Origin of the sequence: Streptomyces viridochromogenes, from assembly GCF_001270495.1 — a bacterium.
Lineage (GTDB): Bacteria > Actinomycetota > Actinomycetes > Streptomycetales > Streptomycetaceae > Streptomyces > Streptomyces viridochromogenes_A.
The window spans coordinates 82,241-101,848 of the sequence record NZ_LGUR01000072.1; the positions used below are offsets into that span (position 1 = coordinate 82,241).

The window sequence follows — 19,608 nt, forward strand, 5'->3', positions numbered from 1 at the left end:
TGCTGAATACCTGCCTTCGACCTTGTTCCGAAGAGAGGACGCCGGAAGTCGACCGACGTCCCGAAAAGGCCGGTCGGCCCCGGAGCGCATGGCACGCGCTCCGGGGCCGACGGGCTCAGCCCTTTTACAGGGCGAGGCACAACGTCACTTGTTGATGCAGGTGTTGCCGAAGGCGGGGTTCAGCAGCCCGATCACCGAGATCGTGTTGCCGCAGACGTTCACGGGGACGTGAATCGGCGCCTGAACGACGTTGCCGGACAGGACACCCGGGGAGTGCACTGCGGCACCCTGGGCACCCGAGTCGGCGACGGCGAGGCCCGCGCCCGCGAGAACCAGCCCACCAGTGGCAGCCGCAGCGGCGACGACCTTCTTGATCATTATTCCTCCTTGTTGGCAATGCGATCACAAGTAGCTGATCGCATCACCTGTAACGAGGAGGAACTAATAGGGCTACGACCTGATGAGCGCGTTCACCCGCCCCGGTCACGGCCAGTACGTCTGGTCGAATACCGAAGTGTGCTTTCAGCGGGCCAATTCAGGACGCATCGATGAACCGGTCGAGCACCCGCACCCCGAATTGCAGCCCGTCCACCGGTACCCGCTCGTCGACGCCGTGGAACATGCCCGCGAAGTCCAGCTCCGGCGGCAGCTTCAGCGGAGCGAAGCCGAAGCCCCGGATGCCCAGGTCGTCGAAGGACTTGGCGTCGGTCCCGCCGGAGAGCATGTAGGGGATCGCCTTGGCCGCCGGGTCCTCGGCCACCAGCGCGGACTGCATCGCCGCGACCAGCGCCCCGTCGAAGCCCGTCTCGACGGCCTTGTCGGCGTGCACGTCCTCGCGCCGCACGTTCGGGCCGAGGATCCGGTCGAGGTCGGCGAGGAACTCCTCCTCGAACCCGGGCAGGAAACGGCCGTCCACGTGCGCGGTGGCCTCGCCCGGGATGACGTTGACCTTGTAGCCGGCGCCGAGCTGGGTGGGGTTGGCCGTGTTGCTGAGGGTCGCGCCGATGAGCTTGGCGATGCCGCCGAGCCGGGCGAGGGTGCCCTCCATGTCCTCCGGGTCCAGCTCTGTGCCGAGCGCGTCGCCGAGTTCGTCGAGGAAGGCCCGGGTGGTCTTGGTGACCCGCACCGGGAACTTGTGCCGGCCCAGCCGGGCGACGGCCTCCGACAGCTCGGTGATCGCGTTGTCCCGGTGGATCATCGACCCGTGCCCGGCCGTGCCGGCCACGGTGAGCTTCATCCAGTGCATGCCCTTCTCGGCCGTCTGGATCAGATAGAGCCGCCGCTCCTCGCTCACGGTGAACGAGAACCCGCCCACCTCGCTGATCGCCTCGGTGACGCCCTCGAAGAGGTCCGGGTGCTTGTCGACGAGGAACCGGGCGCCGAACTTGCCGCCGGCCTCCTCGTCGGCGAGGAACGCGAGCACGATGTCCCGCGGCGGGCGGCGCCCGCTGCGCAGCCGGTCGCGGACGACCGCCAGGGTCATCGCGTCCATGTCCTTCATGTCGACGGCCCCGCGCCCCCACACGCAGCCGTCCGCGACCTCGCCGGAGAAGGGGTGGTGGGTCCAGTCGTCCGCGTTGGCCGGTACGACGTCGGTGTGGCCGTGGATGAGCAGTGCGGGCCGGGACGGGTCCTCCCCCTCGATCCGGGCCACGGTGGAGGCGCGTCCCGGGTGGGACTCGAAGATCTTCGGCTCGAGGCCGACCTCGGCGAGCTTCTCGGCGACGTACTCGGCCGCCTTGCGCTCACCGGGACCCGAGTGGTCGCCGTAGTTGCTGGTGTCGATCTGGATCAGCTCGCGGCAGAGGTCCACGACCTCGTCCTCGCCGGTGACGCCCCTGGCCGTGTCCGTCTCGCTCACGCTGCTTCCTCCCGCACTGTCGCTGCTGGTGGTCCCCCTCATCCTCCCCCTCCCACCGCCCCCGCCCAAGACCGGCCGCGTCCCGTCACACGCCGTTCACGCCACGACGGGGGGTGATCAGGCACCCTCGAAAGCCTGGTAATGTTTCCTCTGTCGCCGCGGGGGAAACCCCGCACGACAGACACCTTGTCCGGGTGGCGGAATGGCAGACGCGCTAGCTTGAGGTGCTAGTGCCCTTTATCGGGCGTGGGGGTTCAAGTCCCCCCTCGGACACCAGCGGAACCCCCAGGCGACTGGGGGTTCTTTCGTTGCACCTGGGCTTTTGTCGTGCCGGGTGATCCTGACGCTTCGGTTCGAAGGAATCCGTCCCGCCGCATCAGCCGGTAACAGATAATGCCGCAATGAACACACAGCGTGCCGTCGCTCTGGGGACCGGCGTGGTGGCATGCCTTCTGGCCGTCGCCTTCCTGGTGGTGAGTCCGGGCCAGGCCGACCACATCGCGACCCTGTTCTCAGCGGTGGTCGCGGTGGTGTCCCTGGGCGTCGCCGTGTGGGCTCTGGTACCCGTGCCACGGCGAGGCGTCGTCCGCGTCGTCAGGACCGGTGACGCGCGTGCCTCGGGTGCCGGCTCGGCGGTGTCCGGGGCCGCGGTGTCGGGTGCGGGTGCCGCCCAGGCGGTCGACGTGCTGCGGACCGGCACCGCCGACGCTTCTGATCAGGGCGAGGCCACGAGCGGGTTCCGCCGGTCCTGACCCCGCCAGGGGCGCGGGACGACACGGGTGGGTAGGCGGCGTGGTCCGCCGGTGGACGCGAGGACGGAGCCATTGGTCGGCAAGGGGCCATCGTGGGGTCGGCGGTCGGGCGTGACGGCTGCGGAGACGGGACTGGCACAGGCTGTCGGAGGCATGGCGGTCTCCGGGGCGCTGCATGTGGAGGGCGATGTCACCCTCGCCGGTCCGGCCGCGGCGCGGACCGGGTATCGCGAGCAGACCCGTCGTATCGCACCCCCGGAACTGCTGGGACGCGAGGAGGAGCTCGCCGCCCTGGCCGCGTTCTGTACCGGACCGGTGGAGAGCCCGTATCTGTGGTTGAGGGGGCGTGCCTGGGCCGGGAAGTCGGCCCTGCTGTCGTGGTTCGCCCTGCACCCGCCCAAGGGGGTGAGGGTGGTGCCGTTCTTCATCACCGGGCGCTTCGCCGGGCAGAACGACCGGATCGCGTTCTGCGATGTGGTGATGGAACAGCTGGCCGCGTACCTCGGGCAGCCGCTGCCCGTGCAGGTGACCGAAGCGACGCGCGAGGCTCATCTGCTGCGTCTGGTCTCCGAGGCCGCCCGCCGGTGCGCGGACGAGGGCAGTCGCCTGGTCCTGATCGTGGACGGACTGGACGAGGACTCCGGTGTCACCGTGCTGCCCCAGTCGTACAGCATCGCCGCTCTGCTCCCTGCCCGGCCGGACGCGGGGATGCGCGTCGTCGTGGCCAGCCGGCCGAGTCCGCCGATCCCCGCCGACGTGCCGCCGAACCACCCCTTGCGTGATCCCTCCGTCGTGCGCGAACTCTCGCCGTCGCCGCATGCGGAGGCGGTCCGGGCGGACGCGGAGCGGGAACTCCAGCGGCTGCTGGACGAGTCGGGGCCGGCCGGGGAGATCCTGGGCCTGATCACGACCGCCGGCGGCGGCTTGAGCGAGGGTGACCTGGCCGAGCTCACGGGCGAATCGGCTTACACCGTCGGGCGCCATGTCCGGACCGTGACGGGCCGCACCTTCATCCCGCTCATCAGCTCGTGGGGCGGTCAGGAGGTGTATGCGCTGGGCCACGACGAGCTGCGCGTCACGGCGCTGTCCATGCTGGGTGGCGGCGCGGTCGCCCGCTACCGCGACCGGCTGCATCACTGGGCAGACGCACACCGGGCGCGGGGATGGCCCCGCGATACGCCCGAGTATCTGTTTCTCGGCTACTTCCGGCTGTTGCAGGACTCGCGTGATCTGCCGCGCATGGTCCAGTGCGCCACGGAGGTCGCCCGCCACAACCGCATGCTCGACACCACCGGCGGCGACGCGGCCGCGTTCACCGAGATCGCGGCGGCGCAGGAGCTGATCCTGGGGCAGGACGACCCCGACCTGCTCGCGATGGCGCGGCTGGCGCTGCACCGCGACAACCTCAAGGCGCGTAACGACCGGATTCCGACCGCGTTGCCCGCCCTCTGGGCGGCATTGGGGAACCACCAGAGGGCGGAGGCCCTCATCCACAGCGTTCTCATTCCCGAGCGCCGCAACAAGGCGGTGCTGTGTCTGCTCGAGACGCTGCTCAGGGCCGGCGACCTGGAACGTGCCAGGGCCCTCGCCGACTCGGCGCCGGGCCCGGGCCCGCGTTCACGAGCACTCGCCGACGTGGCGAAGGCGGCGTGCGCGGCCGGGCAGCTGGAGCTGGCGGAGGAGCTGTGTCTCGCCGTGGAGGATCCGCGCCAGCAGGTGAGCGCGCTCTCGGACCTCGTGCGGGCGGCCGCGCGCGCCGGGGACCAGGTGCGTGCCGTCCGTCTCGTGGCGCGGGCGGAGTCGGTGGCGCGTGGCATCGGCAGAACGCTGCACAGGGCCCATGCGATGGCAGGCGTGGCCACTTCCCTCGATCTGATGGGCGACCACGAACGCGCGTGGTCCTTGGCTCGGACCATTCCGCATCCGTACAAGCAGGCGCGAACGCTGTGCAATCTCGCGGTCGGCGCCGCGCTGGCGGGTGACCGGACCCGCTGCGAAGCACTGTGCCGGGAGGCCGAGGACCTCGCGTGCTCCCTTTCCAGCCCGGGCGAGACGGCCAGGGTGCTGGCGATGCTGGCCCGCACCTCGGCACGCGCCGGCATGCCCGAACGTGCCCGCGAACTGGCCCGCAGAGCCGATGCGCTGGCCCACGTCATCGGCGATCCCGGCCAGCGGGCGACCGCCCTCGCCGGGGTGGTGCCGGCCATCGCCGTCGCCGGAGACCCGGCGCGGGCGCAGCTCCTGGCCCGCGGCATTCCCGTGCCGACGCACAGGATCAATGCGCTGCTGCGGCTGGCGGGAACCGACACCGTCAGTGTCCGGGCGTGCCTCGATGAACTCATCGGTGCGGTGGAGGGTGAGAAGAGGGCTGCCTCCGGGCCCGGTGGCACGGACGGAGACCTCGCCCATTTCGCCCGCACGGCCGCGTTCGAGCTGAGGGAGGGCTCGCTCGCCGAATCGATCGCGTCGCGGGTCCACGACCCGGGCCGTCGGGTACGGCTCCTGCTGGAGCTGGCCACGGGCGCGGCCGTCGACGGTGCTCATGACGAGGCCCGGAGCCTCAGAGGGCAGGCGGAGGCGGCCGTCCCGTCGTTGCCCGATCCGGACGAGAAGACCGAGGCCATGGTGGCCGTCGCGCATGTCGACGTCCTCCTCGGCCAGGAGGCCCGGGCCCGTGCGCTCGCAGAGCAGGTGGAGGCCCGGATGCGTGACGCCGGCTCCAGCACCCGCCATCAGTTGCAGGCGCTGCTCAACCTCGCCCGTGCGATGGCCGTGATGGGTGACGGGGAGCGGGTCAAAGGGCTGGCCCACGAGGTGAGACGGCTCGCCTGCGCCATGTGCGACGAGGGCGAGCGGACACGGGCACTGAACGAGCTGGTGGACGTGGCCGTGATGACCGGGGACCACGGGTGGGCGGAAGAGGTCGCTCGCGATGTCGATCATCCCTTCCGGCGTGCGCTGGCTCTCGTCAAGCTGGCCCGCACCGCCGCGTCGACCGGTGCTCCCGAGCGGGCGGCGCGCCTCGCGCGCGAAGTCGAAGCCCTGGTCGACAGCGCGCACAGCAACGACAACTGGCCTCAGCTGCTCTCCGATCTCACCGACGTGCTCATCACGTTGGGAGATCACGCGCGTGCGGAGGCCGTGGCGCGCAGGATCCGCGACCCCCGCCCGCAGGCACAGGCGCTGCTGAAGGTGGCGAGAGGGACCAGCCCCGCGCATGCCCGGCGGCTGCTCGCCCGGGTGCTGCACACGGCGGGGTGGGCGGAGCCGCTGGCGAGCCTGGGACCGCTGGCGCCGTCGGTGGTGACAGCGGTGGTGGACGGACAACTGGGTCCGTCCAGGGCGTTGACGGACCCGTGAGGCGCTCGTGTGGGGCATGTCTCGTCCGGTCGAAGATCACCAGGTCAGCGTCGGCTCGCCAGCCCCCACGCCGCCCCGAACGGACTTCCCGAGTGGTGAACCAACGGCCGCGAACCTAGCGTCGTACTAAAATTTCCGGCTTGTTACGGAGCTGGAGCCGGACAACCCCAGGCAAACCTGTGGCCCGCCAGCGCCCCGGAGGCATCCGGGATCGAGACGCGAGGACCGGATGGCAGCCATACACGAGGGCAGTGCTCTCGGCCTGCTCGATGAGGAGATCCGCGAGAAGTTCGGCGACACGGCCCGTTTTTCCGGAGGTCAGGCGGCCTCCCCGCGCACCCTCGTCGATGTCTTCGAGGCGTCCGTACGGTCGTTTCCGGACGAGCCGGCCCTGGACGACGGCACGACCAGCCTGACCTATCGTGCCCTGGCCGTCGAGGTGCAGCGGCTGCGGCGCAGGCTCGCCGCGGCCGGGGTCGGGCTCGGGGACCGGGTGGGCGTGCGGGTGCCGTCCGGGACCAATGACCTCTACGTGGCGATCCTCGCCGTGCTCGCGGCCGGTGCCGCCTATGTCCCGGTCGACGCCGAGGACCCGGACGAGCGGGCCGAGCTGGTGTTCGGGGAGGCGGATGTACGGGCCGTCATCGGTGCGGGGCACGAGATCGCCCTCCACGGCACGTCCGCGTCCTCCGCCGGCCGTCCCGGCGTCGAGCACGACGCGTGGATCATCTTCACGTCCGGCTCCACCGGGAAGCCGAAGGGCGTCGCCGTCTCGCACCGCAGTGCCGCCGCGTTCGTGGACGCCGAGGCCGCGCTGTTCCTCACCGAGGAGCCGATCGGGCCCGGGGACCGGATCATGGCGGGTCTGTCGGTCGCCTTCGACGCGTCCTGCGAGGAGATGTGGCTGGCCTGGCGGTACGGCGCCTGTCTGGTGCCGGTGCCGCGCTCGCAGGTCAGGAGCGGTGCCGATCTGGGGCCCTGGCTGGTCGAGCAGGAGATCACCGTGGTGTCCACGGTTCCCACGCTGGCGGCGCTCTGGGAGCCCGAGACCCTCAACGACGTACGCCTGCTGATCTTCGGCGGTGAGGCCTGTCCGCCCGAGCTGGCGCAGCGGCTGGTGACCGAGGGGCGCGAGGTCTGGAACACGTACGGGCCGACCGAGGCGACCGTCGTGGCCTGTGCGTCGCTGATGAGCGGTGCGGAGCCGATCCGAATCGGGTTGCCGCTGGACGGCTGGGAGCTGGCCGTCGTCGACGAGGCCGGGGAGCCGGTGCCGATGGGCGCCAGCGGGCAGCTGGTGATCGGCGGGGTCGGGCTGGCCCGGTATCTCGACGCCGAGAAGGACGCGGAGAAGTACGCCCCACTGGAGTCCCTGGGCTGGGAGCGGGCGTATCGCAGTGGCGACCTCGTCAAGGCGGAGCCCGAGGGCCTGGTCTTCCTCGGGCGGGCCGACGAGCAGATCAAGCTCGGCGGGCGGCGGATCGAGCTCGGTGAGGTGGATGCCGCGTTGCAGGCGCTGCCGGGGGTGGCCGGTGCGGCCGCCGCCGTGCGGACCGCTCGCAGCGGCAATCAGCTGCTCGTCGGGTACGTCGTCACCCAGGACGTCTGGGATCAGGCGGCGGCGGTCGAGAAGCTGCGGGCGGAACTGCCCGCCGCGCTCGTGCCGCTGCTCGCGCCGGTCGAGGAGCTGCCGACCCGTACGTCCGGCAAGGTGGACCGGAACGCGCTGCCCTGGCCGCTGGCGGGCCTGGAGAGCGGCGGTGGTGGACCGGCCGAGCAGCTCTACGGCACCGAGGCCTGGCTCGCGGAGCAGTGGACCGAGGTGCTCGGCATCCCCGTGACCAGCGCTTCCGATGACTTCTTCGCGATCGGCGGCAGCAGTCTGGCCGCCGCTCAGCTGACGACGCGGCTGCGGACCCGGTATCCGAGCTCGGCCGTCCTGGACATCTACCAGCAGCCGGTGCTGCGGAAGCTGGCCCGGCGGCTGGAGGACTCCTCGCAGGACGACGGGGCGGAGCGGACCGTCGCGCCGGTGCCCCGGCGCGCCCAGGTGCTCCAGCTCCTGCTCCTCGTTCCGCTGTTCTCGCTGCTCGGCCTGCGCTGGACGGTCGCGCTGGCCGTGCTCGGGAATCTGCTGCCCGCCTACGCGTGGCTGCCCACGGCCCCTTGGTGGCTGCTCGCCGTCGGAGCCGTCGTCCTGTTCAGCCCGCCGGGGCGGCTCGCGCTGGCCGCCGGGGGCGCGCGCCTGCTGCTCAGGGGTGTGAAGCCCGGCCGGTACGCGCGCGGTGGCAGTGTGCATCTGCGGCTGTGGACCGCCGAGCGGCTGGCCGAGTTCAGCGGGGCGACCTCGCTGACCGGGGCGTGGCTGGAGCGGTACGCGCGGGCGCTGGGCGCCAAGGTCGGGCCCGATGCCGACCTGCACTCGCTGCCGCCGGTCACCGGGCTGCTCAAGCTCGGGCGCGGCGCGGCCGTGGAGTCCGAGGTGGATCTGTCGGGGTACTGGCTGGACGGGGACCGGCTGGAGATCGGCGCCGTGAAGGTGGGCGCGCATGCCGTCGTCGGCACGCGCAGCATGCTCTTCCCCGGTGCCCGGGTGGGCAAGCGGGCCGAGGTGGCACCCGGTTCGGCGGTCACCGGGCAGATTCCCACCGGTCAGCGATGGGCGGGCGCACCGGCCGTCAAGCTGGGCAAGGCCAAGCGCAACTGGCCGAAGGAACGGCCGCGGCGCGGGACGTACTGGCGTGTCATGTACGGCATCACGGGCTTCGCGCTCACCGGGCTGCCGGTGCTGGCGGGCGCGGCCGCGTTCCTCGTGGCCCGGGTGTTCTTCACACCGGACGCGCCCCTCACGGGCGCGGCGCTGGCCCTGGTTCCGGCGACGCTCGCCTTCGGGCTGGCGTACGCCGTGCTGATCCTGATCGCCGTACGGCTGCTGAGCCTCGGGCTGCGCGAGGGCACGCATCCGACGCACAGCCGTGTCGGCTGGCAGGCCTGGACGGTCACGCAGCTGATGGACCGCTCGCGGGAGACGCTGTTCCCGCTGTACGCCGGGCTGGTCACGCCGGTGTGGCTGCGGCTGCTCGGGATGCGGATCGGGCGGGGAGCCGAGGTGTCGACCGTGCTGGCGCTGCCGAGCCTGACCACGGTCGGCGAGGGCGCGTTCCTGGCCGACGACACGCTGACCGCGCCGTACGAGCTCGGCGGTGGCTGGATGCGGATCGGGCGGGCGGAGATCGGGCGGCGGGCCTTCCTCGGGAACTCGGGGATGACCGCGCCCGGGCGGACCGTGCCGGACGGCGGGCTGGTCGGCGTGCTGTCGGCGACGCCGAAGAAGGCCAAGAAGGGCACGTCGTATCTGGGGCTGCCGCCGGTGAAGCTGCCGCGTGCGGCGGCCGACGGCGACCAGAGCCTGACGTACGACCCGCCGGCCCGGCTGCTGTGGGCGCGCGGGCTGGTGGAGCTGTGCCGGATCGTGCCGGTGTTCTGCTCGGCGGGGCTGGCGGTGCTGACGATCGCCGCGCTGTGTGCGCTGGGCGTGTGGGCGCCGCTGCTGGCGGGGCTGGTGCTGCTGGGTGCCGGGGCCGTGGCCGGGCTCGTGTCCATCCTGGCCAAGTGGCTGCTGGTGGGCCGGCATCACAGCGGGGAGCATCCGCTGTGGTCCGCCTTCGTGTGGCGCAACGAGCTGGCGGACACCTTCGTCGAGGTGCTCGCGGTGCCGTGGCTGGCGGGTTCGGTGCCGGGTACGCCGGTGATGACGGCGTGGCTGCGCGGGCTCGGCGCGCGCATCGGCAAGGGCGTGTGGGTGGACAGCTACTGGCTGCCGGAGACGGATCTGGTGACGCTGGAGGACGCGTCCACCGTGAACCGGGGCTGTGTGCTCCAGACGCACCTCTTCCACGACCGGATCTTGCGGACGGATACTGTGGTCCTCCGAGAGGGCGCGACGCTGGGTCCTGGCGGGATCGTTCTGCCCGGCAGCGCGATCGGGGCCCGTACGACGCTGGGTCCCGCGTCGCTCGTCATGGCCGCGGAGTCCGTCCCCGACGACACCCGTTGGCTCGGCAATCCGATCGAGGCATGGCGTCCCTGATGCCGGCCCACCCGGAGCCGGAGAGCGGGGGGTCGGCGGGGAGTGGCATCAGTACGGCGCAGGGAGCACAGACAGCGGTGGCAGTTCAGCAGGCGGCGGGCGCGGACCCGTACTTCCCGGAGCACGGCGATCCCCGGTACCGGGTGCACCGGTACGAGCTCGCGCTGGACTACCGCCCGGGCCCGAACCGGCTCTCGGGGACGGCCCGGATCAACGCCATCGCGGGACGGGCGCCGCTCACCGAGTTCGTGCTGAACCTGGCCGACTTCCGGATCGGGCGGGTCCGGGTCGACGGACGGCAGCCGCACTACACCCATCGCGGCGGGCGGCTGCGCGTCCGGCCCGCCAAGCCCGTCCGCGCCGGTGCCGCCTTCACGGTCGAGGTGCACTGGTCGGGCAACCCCAAGCCGGTGAACAGCCCCTGGGGCGGCATCGGTTGGGAGGAGCTGGAGGACGGGGCGCTGGTGGCGAGCCAGCCGATCGGGGCGCCGTCGTGGTACCCGTGCAACGACCGGCCCGCCGACAAGGCGTCGTACCAGATCTCGATCACCACACCGTCGGCGTACGCGGTCGTGGCGGGCGGGCGCCTGCTGACCCGTACGACGAAGGCGTCCACGACCACCTGGGTGTACGAGCAGTCGGCGCCGACGTCCAGCTATCTGGTCGGGCTGTCGATCGGCAAGTACCAGACGGTACTGCTCGGTGACCCCGGTCTGGGCGGAGTACCGCAGCACGGGCACATCCCGGCGCATCTGCTGCCGGAGTTCTCCCGGGACTTCGCGCGCCAGCCGCAGATGATGGAGCTCTTCCAGGAGCTGTTCGGGCCGTATCCCTTCGACGAGTACGCGGTCGTGGTGACCGAGGAGGAACTCGATGTGCCCGTCGAGGCCCAGGGGTTGTCGCTGTTCGGCGCCAACCACGTGGACGGGGCGCGGGGTTCGGAGCGGCTGGTGGCGCACGAGCTGGCGCACCAGTGGTTCGGCAACAGCGTGTCCATCGCCAACTGGCGGCACATCTGGCTGAACGAGGGCTTCGCGAAGTACGCCGAGTGGCTGTGGTCGGAGCGGTCGGGCGGGCGTACGGCGCAGCAACTCGCCGCCACCGCACACCGGTTGCTGTCGTCGATGCCGCAGGATCTGCGGCTGGCGGATCCCGGGCGCAAGTCGATGTTCGACGACCGGCTCTACGAACGCGGCGGGCTCGTGCTGCACGCGGTGCGCTGCGCGATGGGCGACATCGCCTTCTTCCGCATGCTGCGCGCCTGGGGACAGCTCCACCGCGGCGGCACGGTGACGACGGCCGCCTTCACCGCGCACGTGGCCCGCTTCGCGACCGAGCCGGTGGACGAGCTGTTCGAGGCATGGGTGTACGGGACGGCGCTGCCGCCGCTGCCCGGGGCGCCGACGCGGGTGGCGGGCTAGCACAATGGCGGGCGTGACTACGCGTTCCTGCCCGTGCGGGCTGCCCGAGGGCTACGACAAGTGCTGCGGCCGCTTTCTCCCCCAGTCTCGAACAACCTCGACCGGGGGGACCCCCATCGGCGCGGCGGCCGCGCCGACCGCCGAGGCGCTCATGCGGTCGCGGTACAGCGCGTTCGTCAAGGGTGATGCGGCGTACCTGCTGCGGACCTGGCATCCGCGGACGCGGCCGCCGCGGCTGGACCTCGATCCGGGGATGCGGTGGAGCGGGCTGGAGATCCTGGGGACGACCGACGGTTCGGCGTTCCACTCCACCGGGACGGTCACCTTCCGCGCCTCGTTCCGGGGCGGGTCGCTGCATGAGCGAAGCCGGTTCGAGCGGGTCGACGGGGCGTGGGTGTACGTGGACGGGGAGTTCCTGAGCTAGCGGCTCCCGTACCGCCCGCTACGTCTCATGGCGCCAGGATGTCCAGTTCCTGGAGGGCGCCCATGGTGATCTCGCGGGTCAGGTGTTCGGCGCGCACGGCGTCGCCCGCGCGGACCGCCTCCGCGACCTGGACGTGCAGGGTGACGGCGGCCGGGTCGGGGTCCTCGAACATGACCTCGTGATGGGTGCGGCCCGCGAGGACCTCGGCGACGACGTCCCCGAGGCGGGCGAACATCTCGTTGCCGGAGGCGTTGAGGATGACGCGGTGGAAGGCGATGTCGTGGACCAGGTAGCCCTCCAGCTGGTGGCCGCGTGAGTGGGCGACCATGCCGAGGGCGCACTCGGTGAGTTCGGCGCACTGCTCGGCCGTCGCGTACTTCGCCGCCAGTCCGGCGGCCGCCGGCTCGATCGCCGAGCGCAGCATCGTGAGCGAGCGCAGCTGCTGGGGGCGGTCGGCGCCGGCCAGGCGCCAGCGGATGACCTGAGGGTCGTAGACGTTCCACTCGGCCTTGGGGCGGACGGTCACGCCCACCCGGCGGCGGGACTCCACCAGGTGCATGGACTCCAGAACACGGACCGCCTCACGCATCACCGAACGGGAGACGTCGAAGCGCTGCGCCAGTTCGTCCGTGCGCAGAACGCTGCCCGGCGGGTACTCGCCCGCGGTGATCGCGGGGCCGAGGGTTTCCAGTACTTGGCCGTGCAGCCCCCGGCCCGTTGTGCTCATGCACTCAGCGTACGGGTCAGGTCACGCGATCAAAAAGTCAGACTTATATGTCACAGCCTCTTGAATTCGTCGTACCTAATGAGTTTCAGTTGCGTCGACATCACGTGTCGACGAAGACAGCAGACAGTGAGGCAGCGATGAGTACCCCCCATGTCGTCGTGGTCATGGGCGTCGCGGGCACCGGCAAGACCACCATCGGTCCCCTGCTCGCCGCCCGGCTCGGCGTCCCGTACGCCGAGGGCGACGACTTCCACCCGCAGGCCAACATCGCCAAGATGTCGGCCGGCACCCCGCTCGACGACGACGACAGGTGGCCGTGGCTCGACGCCATCGGCGCCTGGGCGCACGAGCGGGCCGGACTCGGCGGGGTGGTCAGCTGCTCGGCGCTGAAGCGGTCGTACCGTGACCGGCTGCGGGCCGAGGCGCCCGGCGTCGTGTTCGTGCACCTCACCGGCGACCGGGCCCTCATCGAGGACCGGATGACGCACCGCCAGGGGCACTTCATGCCGACCGCGCTGCTGGACTCGCAGTTCGCCACGCTCCAGTCGCTCGGGGCCGACGAGGCCGGAGTCGCCGTGGATGTCGCCGGGAGCCCGGAGGAGATCACCGAACGGGCCGCCAAGGCGCTGGACGAGCTCCCCCGGTCGGACTCGTAACACGCGCCGTCACACCCCTCGCACCATCCTTCGCACCACCTCTGACACCCCCCAACACACCCCCCACTGCAGTACCCCTCTCCCCCAACACCCCGTACCTGCAAGGGAAACCCCCGTGACCAGACTCAGTGTCGAGATGCTGGCAGCAGACCCGGTCGAGCCCATCACCACGGCCGGCCACGCTCAGCTGGGCATCGTCGTCCTGGCGGGCATCGCCGTCATCGTGCTGCTCATCACCAAGTTCAAGCTCCACGCCTTCCTGTCGCTGACCATCGGGTCGCTGGCACTGGGGGCGTTCGCCGGGGCACCGCTCGACAAGACCATCGTCAGCTTCACCACCGGGCTCGGCACCACGGTGGCCGGCGTGGGTGTGCTGATCGCGCTCGGCGCCATCCTCGGCAAGATGCTCGCCGACTCCGGCGGCGCCGACCAGATCGTCGACACGATCCTCGCCAGGGCGAGCGGCCGTTCGATGCCGTGGGCGATGGTGCTGATCGCCTCGGTGATCGGACTGCCGCTGTTCTTCGAGGTCGGCGTCGTACTGCTGATCCCGGTCGTGCTGATGGTCGCCAAGCGCGGCAACTACTCGCTGATGCGCATCGGCATCCCGGCCCTCGCCGGACTGTCCGTGATGCACGGCCTGGTCCCGCCGCACCCGGGGCCGCTGGTCGCGATCGACGCGGTCCAGGCCAACCTCGGTGTCACCCTGGCGCTCGGCGTACTCGTCGCCATCCCGACGGTGATCATCGCCGGTCCGCTGTTCTCGAAGTACGCGGCCCGCTGGGTCGACGTTCCCGCCCCGGACCGGATGATCCCGCAGCGCACCTCGGAGGACCTGGAGAAGCGGCCCGGCTTCGGTCCCACGCTGGCGACCATCCTCCTGCCCGTCGTCCTGATGCTCTCCAAGGCACTGGTCGACATCGTGATCGACGACCCCGAGAACACCGTGCAGCGCGTGTTCGACGTGATCGGCTCGCCGCTGATCGCGCTGCTCGCCTCCGTGCTCGTGGGCATCTTCACGCTGCTCAGGCCCGCCGGGTTCGGCAAGGAGCGGGTCTCGCCGCTCGTCGAGAAGAGCCTCGCCCCCATCGCCGGCATCCTGCTGATCGTGGGCGCGGGCGGCGGCTTCAAGCAGACGCTGATCGACACCGGCGTGGGGCAGATGGTCCTGGACATCTCCAAGGACTGGTCGATCCCGGCGCTGCTGCTGGCCTGGCTGATCGCGGTGGCGATCCGGCTGGCGACGGGTTCGGCGACGGTCGCGACGGTCTCGGCCGCGGGGCTCGTGGCGCCGCTGGCCGCCGACATGTCGTCGACCCACGCCGCCCTGCTGGTCCTCGCCATCGGCGCCGGCTCGCTCTTCTTCAGCCATGTCAACGACGCCGGGTTCTGGATGGTGAAGGAGTACTTCGGCCTCAGCGTCGGCCAGAACATCAAGACCTGGTCCGTCATGGAGACGATCATCTCGGTGGTCGCCGGCGGTCTGGTCCTCCTGCTCTCGCTGATCATTTAGGGATACGACGATGACGGCTCACCCCCTCTTCGACATCAGCGGCCGCACTGCCCTGGTCACCGGCTCCAGCCGGGGCATCGGCCTCGCGCTCGCCCAGGGTCTGGCGGAGGCCGGCTGCACGGTGGTCCTCAACGGACGGGACGGCGAACGCCTCGCCGAGGCCGCCGCCGGCCTGCCCGGGGACCGGGTCCACACGGCCGTGTTCGACGTGACCGACGGTTCCTCGGTGGCCGCCGGGATCGCGGATGTCGAGGAGCGGGTGGGCCCGCTGGACATCCTGGTCAACAACGCGGGCATGCAACTGCGCGCCCCGCTGCTGGAGTTCACCGACTCCGACTGGCACCGCATCCTGGACACCAATCTCACCAGCGCGTTCCTGGTGGGCCGGGAGGCCGCCCGCCGGATGACGGAACGCGGCCACGGAAAGATCGTCAACATCTGCTCGCTCCAGAGCGAGGTCGCCCGCCCGGGCATCGCGCCCTACGCCGCCACCAAGGGCGCGCTGAAGATGCTCACCAAGGGCATGTGCGCCGACTGGGGCCCGCACGGCGTCCAGGTCAACGGCCTCGGCCCCGGCTACATCGAGACCGAACTCACCCAACCCCTCGTCCAGGACGAGGAGTTCAGCGCCTGGGTACGGCGACGCACCCCGGCCGGACGCTGGGGCCGTACCGAGGACCTGGTGGGCGGGGTGCTGTTCCTCGCCTCTCCGGCCGCGGACTTCGTCAGCGGACAGGTGCTGTATGTCGACGGCGGCATGACGAGCGTGCTGTGAAGGAGGCCCCGGGGATGCTCGGTTGCGTGATCCATGGTGCGGGCGACCTGCGGGTCGAGGAGCTGCCGGTACCGGCTCCGGGCCCCGGACAGGCGCTGGTGGCCGTGCGCTACGGCGGGGTCTGCGGCTCCGATCTGCACTACTGGCGGCACGGCGGGGTCGGCGACTTCCGGCTCAGGGAACCGATGCTGCTCGGGCACGAGGTGGTCGGGACGGTCGTCGCGTACGGCGACGGAGCCTCGGGGCCGGTCGCCGGTACGGCCGTCGCGGTGCACCCCGCCACTCCCTGCGCGGTGTGCCCGGAGTGCGCGGACGGCCGGCGCAATGTCTGCCGGGACACGCGCTACCTCGGCAGCGCGGCCCGCTTCCCGCATGTGCAGGGCGGATTCGCCGCCCGGGTGACGGTCCCGGCCGGCCAGTTGAGGCCGCTCCCGGCCGGCCTCGACCTGCGCCGCGCGGCGCTCGCCGAGCCGCTGTCCGTCGCGCTGCACGCGGTGCGGCGGGCCGGGGAGGTGGCGGGGAGGCATGTCCTGGTCACCGGTGCCGGGCCCATCGGGTGCCTGGTGGTCGCGGCGGCGAAGGCGGCCGGGGCGGCCCGCGTCACGGTGACGGACCTGCTGCCGACGGCTCTTGAGTACGCGCGGATCGCCGGCGCCGACACCCTCGTACGGGCCGACGATCCGGACGATGCCGGGTGGCCCTCCGAGGTCGACGTGGCGATCGAGGCGTCGGGCGTCGCCGCGGGCCTGGACACCTGTCTGCGGCTGGTGCGGCGTGGCGCGGTCGTGGTGCAGCTGGGGATGCTGCCGCCGGGGCGGAGTCCGTTCGCGGGGAACCTCGTCGTGAGCCGGGAGATCGAGCTGCGCGGGGCGTTCCGCTTCGACACGGAGTTCGACGCGGCGCTGGAACTGCTCGCGGCCGAGGCGTCGTTCGACGGGCTGGTCAGCGCGGTCGTGCCGGTGCGGGAGGCCGGGGCGGCGTTCACGCTGGCGGCGGACCGGGGCCGGTCCTGCAAGGTGCTGCTGGACTTCGGGGACTGACGCCTGGCCTCCGCTCCGCCTCACTTCCGCCAGAGGGGGTGCTCCCGCTCGGCCCACTCCCGGCTGACGGAGCCGGTCCGCATGCCCCTGCGGGCCTCCGGATCCCCCAGCGCCATCCCGATGTGTCCCGCGAGGACGATGCCGATGGTCAGGGCCAGCCAGTCGTGGACGAAGGTCGCGCTGGTGCGCCACACCAGGGGCGTGAGATGGGTGAACCACATGATGAGACCGGTGCCCAGCATCACCAGCGTCGCGCCGGCGATCCACGCGGCGTAGATCTTCTGCCCGGCGTTGAACTTGCCCGCCGGACGGGACGCGGCCCGCTTGTCGCGGCGCAGGGCGGCGCGCAGCCACACGCGGTCGTGCGGGCCGAAGCGGTTGAGGAAGCCGAGGTCGCGGCGGAAGGCACGGGAGGCGAGGCCGGCCAGGACGGGCACGGGCAGGGCGAGGCCGGCCCACTCGTGGACACGGACCACGAGTTCGCGGCGCCCGACGAGTTCGGCGAGCTGCGGGACGTACAGACAGGCCGCCGTCACCACGCACACCCCCATCAGCGCGGCCGTCGTACGGTGCGCCCAGCGCGAGGCGCGGCCGAAGCGCCGGACGCCGGTGGACCGGCCGGGTGCGTCAAGTCGTAGGGGCATCGTCGCGTCCGTTCGAACGGCCGACCCAGGCGTCGACGTCGTAGCCCCGTTTCTCCCAGTAGCCGGGCTGCACGTCCTTGGTGACGGTGATGCCGGAGAGCCACTTGGCGGACTTGTAGAAGTACATGGGCGCCACATAGAGGCGGACGGGGCCGCCGTGGGCGTGGTTCAGGTCCTTGTCCTGCATGCGCAGGGCGACCAGGACGTCCGCGCGGCGGGCCTGGTCGAGGGTGAGGCTCTCGCTGTACGCGCCGTCGAAGCAGGTGAAGCGCACCGCTCCGGCGCCCTGGCGTACTCCCGCGGCGTCGAGGAGCCGGGACAGGCGCACCCCTTCGAAGGGTGTGTCGGGGACCCGCCAGCCGGTGACGCACTGGACGTCGCGCACCATCCGGGTCTGGGGCAGGGCGCGCAGCTCGGCCAGTGTGTAGGTGCTGGGGCGGTCGACAAGGCCGTCGATGGTGAGGCGGTAGGTGGTGGCGTCCTTGCGGGGGACGGAGGAGGCGACCGAGTAGTAGCGGAACCCGCCTCCGTTCGGGAGCAGGCCGGTCAGGCCGGTGGGGTCCTTGTCGGACGCGCTCGCGAGGAAGGACTCCAGGCCGCGCTGGAGGGTGGGCGCGGTGACCACGCCGAGGGCGCCCAGGCCGAGGGTGCCGAGGAGGACGCGGCGGCCGACGGGTTTGCCCCGCGGCTCTTCGGGTTGTTCGGAGTTCACGTACTTATCGAACACCCGCGTCCCGTCGCTGGACCAGGGAACGCGGGTGCCCGTCAGATTTCCGTAACCACCTCTCACCCGGCTCTCATGAGTCGCCGCCGGCCGCCTTCTCCAGTTGGAACGCCTCGTTGCCGAGCCCGATGCGGGCGTGTGTCTCGGGCGCGCGGGAGCGCAGGAGCACGCCCTGGGCCAGGCCGACGGCCAGGGCGACGGCGATGACGGCGGGCAGCGCCCAGCTCAGGGCCGAGTCGGGGCCCGCCCCGATCAGGACGTCGAAGTCCTTGACGGTGTAGACGACGATGAAGGCCAGCGCGAGGACGGCGAGCCCGGCGGCGGCCAGCCGCCAGAACTGGGCGGCGACGGCCCCGCGGCGGACGAAGAAGACGACGACGGAGACCGAGGCGGCGGCCATCAGGGCGGCGACGCCCAGCGCGCCGAGGCTGCCCATCCAGGTGAACAGGTGCAGAACCGGTGCGGTCGGGTCACCGGTCGGCTTGTCGTCGGCGAACGCGAACGCGGCGACGACCACGAGCGAGATCCCGGTCTGGAGGAGCGAGCCGGTGCCGGGGGCGCCGCTCGCGCCGCTGGTCCGGCCGAACGCGGCGGGCAGCAGGCCCTCGCGGCCCATGGCGAAGGCGTAGCGGGCGACGACGTTGTGGAAGCTGAGCATCGCCGCGAACATGCCGGTCACGAACAGCACGTGCAGGACGTCGGTGAACCCGGTGCCGAGCAGGTCCTCGGTGAGGAAGAACAGCAGTCCGGCGCTCTGCTCCTGTGCGGTACCGACGATCGCCGAGGGCCCGGCGGCGACGGTGTAGGCCCAGCAGCTGATCGTGTAGAAGACGGCGATGCCGCCGATGGCCAGGTACATCACGCGGGGCACGAGGACGTGCGGGCGGCTGGTCTCCTCGGCGTAGACGGGGGCCTGCTCGAAGCCGAGGAAGGCGGCGACGCAGAAGCACAGGGCGGTGCCGATGCCCGCGCCGGTGAGGGTGTCCGGGTTGAAGGCGTGCAGGGACAGGCCCTCCTTGCCGGGGTCGGCGAGCGCGGCGACGTCGAAGACGACCACGAGCGCGACCTCGATGAGCAGCAGCACACCGAGCACCCGCGCGTTGAGGTCGATCTTCAGCCAGCCGAGCCCGCCGACGAGGAGCACGGCCGCCAGGGCCGGTATCCACCAGGCGACCTCCGTCTCCAGGTAGGTGGCGAAGAGCCCGGAGACCTCGAAGCCGAAGATGCCGTAGATGCCGACCTGGAGTGCGTTGTAGGCGACGAGCGCGACCATCGCGGCGCCGGCGCCGGCGGTGCCGCCGAGGCCGCGGGAGATGTACGCGTAGAAGGCGCCGGCGTTGTGGACGTGCCGGCTCATCTCGGCGTATCCGACGCTGAACAGCGCGAGGACGAGGCCGAGGATCACGAAGAGCAGGGGCTGTCCGAGGACGCCCATCACCCCGAAAGTCGTGGGCATGACACCCGCGACGACCATCAGAGGGGCCGTCGCGGCGAGCACGGACAGCAGCAGGCCCGTCGTGCCCAGCCGGTCGGCGCGCAGGGCACGGTCCTGCCCCTTGAACGTACTGATGCCGCCGCCGTCCGCGGTGGCCGTGCTCGTGCTGGAACTGCCCGTGGTCAT

General features: G+C 71.6%; 15 protein-coding genes and 1 tRNA gene. 10 read left to right on the plus strand and 6 right to left on the minus strand.

All coding sequences use genetic code 11. The annotated features are described in order from the left end of the window. Positions 1-144: 144 nt before the first annotated feature. A complete protein-coding gene (gene chpH / locus ADK36_RS09195; RefSeq protein WP_048584573.1) occupies positions 145-378 on the minus strand; it encodes a chaplin ChpH in 234 nt (77 codons plus the stop codon). 157 nt (positions 379-535) lie between these two features. Continuing rightward, positions 536-1,861 (minus strand): M20/M25/M40 family metallo-hydrolase, encoded by a 1,326-nt coding sequence (locus ADK36_RS09200; protein ID WP_030053307.1) that lies wholly within the window; start codon positions 1,859-1,861, stop codon positions 536-538. Positions 1,862-2,049: 188 nt separating this feature from the next. Between ADK36_RS09200 and ADK36_RS09205 the strand changes: the two genes are divergently transcribed. The 6 genes from ADK36_RS09205 (at position 2,050) to ADK36_RS09230 (ending at position 11,908) form a co-directional block, all read left to right on the plus strand. Continuing rightward, positions 2,050-2,137, plus strand: a tRNA-Leu gene (locus tag ADK36_RS09205). 125 nt (positions 2,138-2,262) lie between these two features. Continuing rightward, a complete protein-coding gene (locus tag ADK36_RS09210) occupies positions 2,263-2,613 on the plus strand; it encodes a hypothetical protein (RefSeq protein WP_048586033.1) in 351 nt (116 codons plus the stop codon). Between the two features lie 153 nt (positions 2,614-2,766). Next, positions 2,767-5,973, plus strand: coding sequence for a hypothetical protein (locus ADK36_RS09215; RefSeq protein WP_053196956.1), 3,207 nt, complete (start codon positions 2,767-2,769; stop codon positions 5,971-5,973). Positions 5,974-6,202: 229 nt separating this feature from the next. Beyond that, positions 6,203-10,063 (plus strand): Pls/PosA family non-ribosomal peptide synthetase, encoded by a 3,861-nt coding sequence (locus ADK36_RS09220; protein ID WP_053196958.1) that lies wholly within the window; start codon positions 6,203-6,205, stop codon positions 10,061-10,063. A gap of 77 nt (positions 10,064-10,140) precedes the next feature. Next, on the plus strand, positions 10,141-11,484 hold the full coding sequence (locus ADK36_RS09225) for a M1 family metallopeptidase (RefSeq protein ID WP_048586036.1): 1,344 nt from the start codon (positions 10,141-10,143) through the stop codon (positions 11,482-11,484). 4 nt (positions 11,485-11,488) lie between these two features. Continuing rightward, positions 11,489-11,908 carry a YchJ family protein gene (locus ADK36_RS09230; protein ID WP_078916647.1) on the plus strand — a complete coding sequence of 140 codons (420 nt, stop codon included), beginning with the start codon at positions 11,489-11,491 and terminating at the stop codon, positions 11,906-11,908. 25 nt (positions 11,909-11,933) lie between these two features. Here the strand turns inward: ADK36_RS09230 and ADK36_RS09235 are convergent, their stop codons facing one another. Beyond that, positions 11,934-12,635 (minus strand): FadR/GntR family transcriptional regulator, encoded by a 702-nt coding sequence (locus ADK36_RS09235; RefSeq protein ID WP_048586038.1) that lies wholly within the window; start codon positions 12,633-12,635, stop codon positions 11,934-11,936. Between the two features lie 137 nt (positions 12,636-12,772). Here ADK36_RS09235 and ADK36_RS09240 point away from each other — a divergent pair, with 137 nt between their 5' ends. The 4 genes from ADK36_RS09240 (at position 12,773) to ADK36_RS09255 (ending at position 16,619) form a co-directional block, all read left to right on the plus strand. Next, the gene (locus ADK36_RS09240) at positions 12,773-13,291 is read left to right on the plus strand and encodes a gluconokinase (RefSeq protein ID WP_048586039.1); all 519 of its coding nucleotides are present in this window, start codon (positions 12,773-12,775) and stop codon (positions 13,289-13,291) included. A gap of 115 nt (positions 13,292-13,406) precedes the next feature. Next, positions 13,407-14,804: a GntP family permease gene (locus tag ADK36_RS09245; RefSeq protein ID WP_048586040.1), complete on the plus strand. Its 1,398-nt coding sequence runs from the start codon at positions 13,407-13,409 to the stop codon at positions 14,802-14,804. 10 nt (positions 14,805-14,814) lie between these two features. Then, on the plus strand, positions 14,815-15,579 hold the full coding sequence (locus ADK36_RS09250) for an SDR family oxidoreductase (protein ID WP_048586041.1): 765 nt from the start codon (positions 14,815-14,817) through the stop codon (positions 15,577-15,579). A gap of 14 nt (positions 15,580-15,593) precedes the next feature. Continuing rightward, positions 15,594-16,619, plus strand: a complete 1,026-nt coding sequence (locus ADK36_RS09255; RefSeq protein WP_048586042.1) for an L-idonate 5-dehydrogenase — start codon at positions 15,594-15,596, stop codon at positions 16,617-16,619. A gap of 20 nt (positions 16,620-16,639) precedes the next feature. Here ADK36_RS09255 and ADK36_RS09260 read toward each other — a convergent pair whose 3' ends face one another. The 3 genes from ADK36_RS09260 to ADK36_RS09270 all read right to left on the minus strand — a co-directional run bounded on the left by ADK36_RS09260 (position 16,640) and on the right by ADK36_RS09270 (position 19,608). Beyond that, positions 16,640-17,263 carry a cytochrome b/b6 domain-containing protein gene (locus ADK36_RS09260; RefSeq protein WP_048586043.1) on the minus strand — a complete coding sequence of 208 codons (624 nt, stop codon included), beginning with the start codon at positions 17,261-17,263 and terminating at the stop codon, positions 16,640-16,642. After that, positions 17,247-17,975 (minus strand): molybdopterin-dependent oxidoreductase, encoded by a 729-nt coding sequence (locus tag ADK36_RS09265; RefSeq protein ID WP_048586073.1) that lies wholly within the window; start codon positions 17,973-17,975, stop codon positions 17,247-17,249. The genes ADK36_RS09260 and ADK36_RS09265 overlap by 17 nt, the downstream gene beginning before the upstream one ends. Positions 17,976-18,060: 85 nt before the next feature. Continuing rightward, positions 18,061-19,608, minus strand: a complete 1,548-nt coding sequence (locus ADK36_RS09270) for an APC family permease (RefSeq protein WP_048586044.1) — start codon at positions 19,606-19,608, stop codon at positions 18,061-18,063.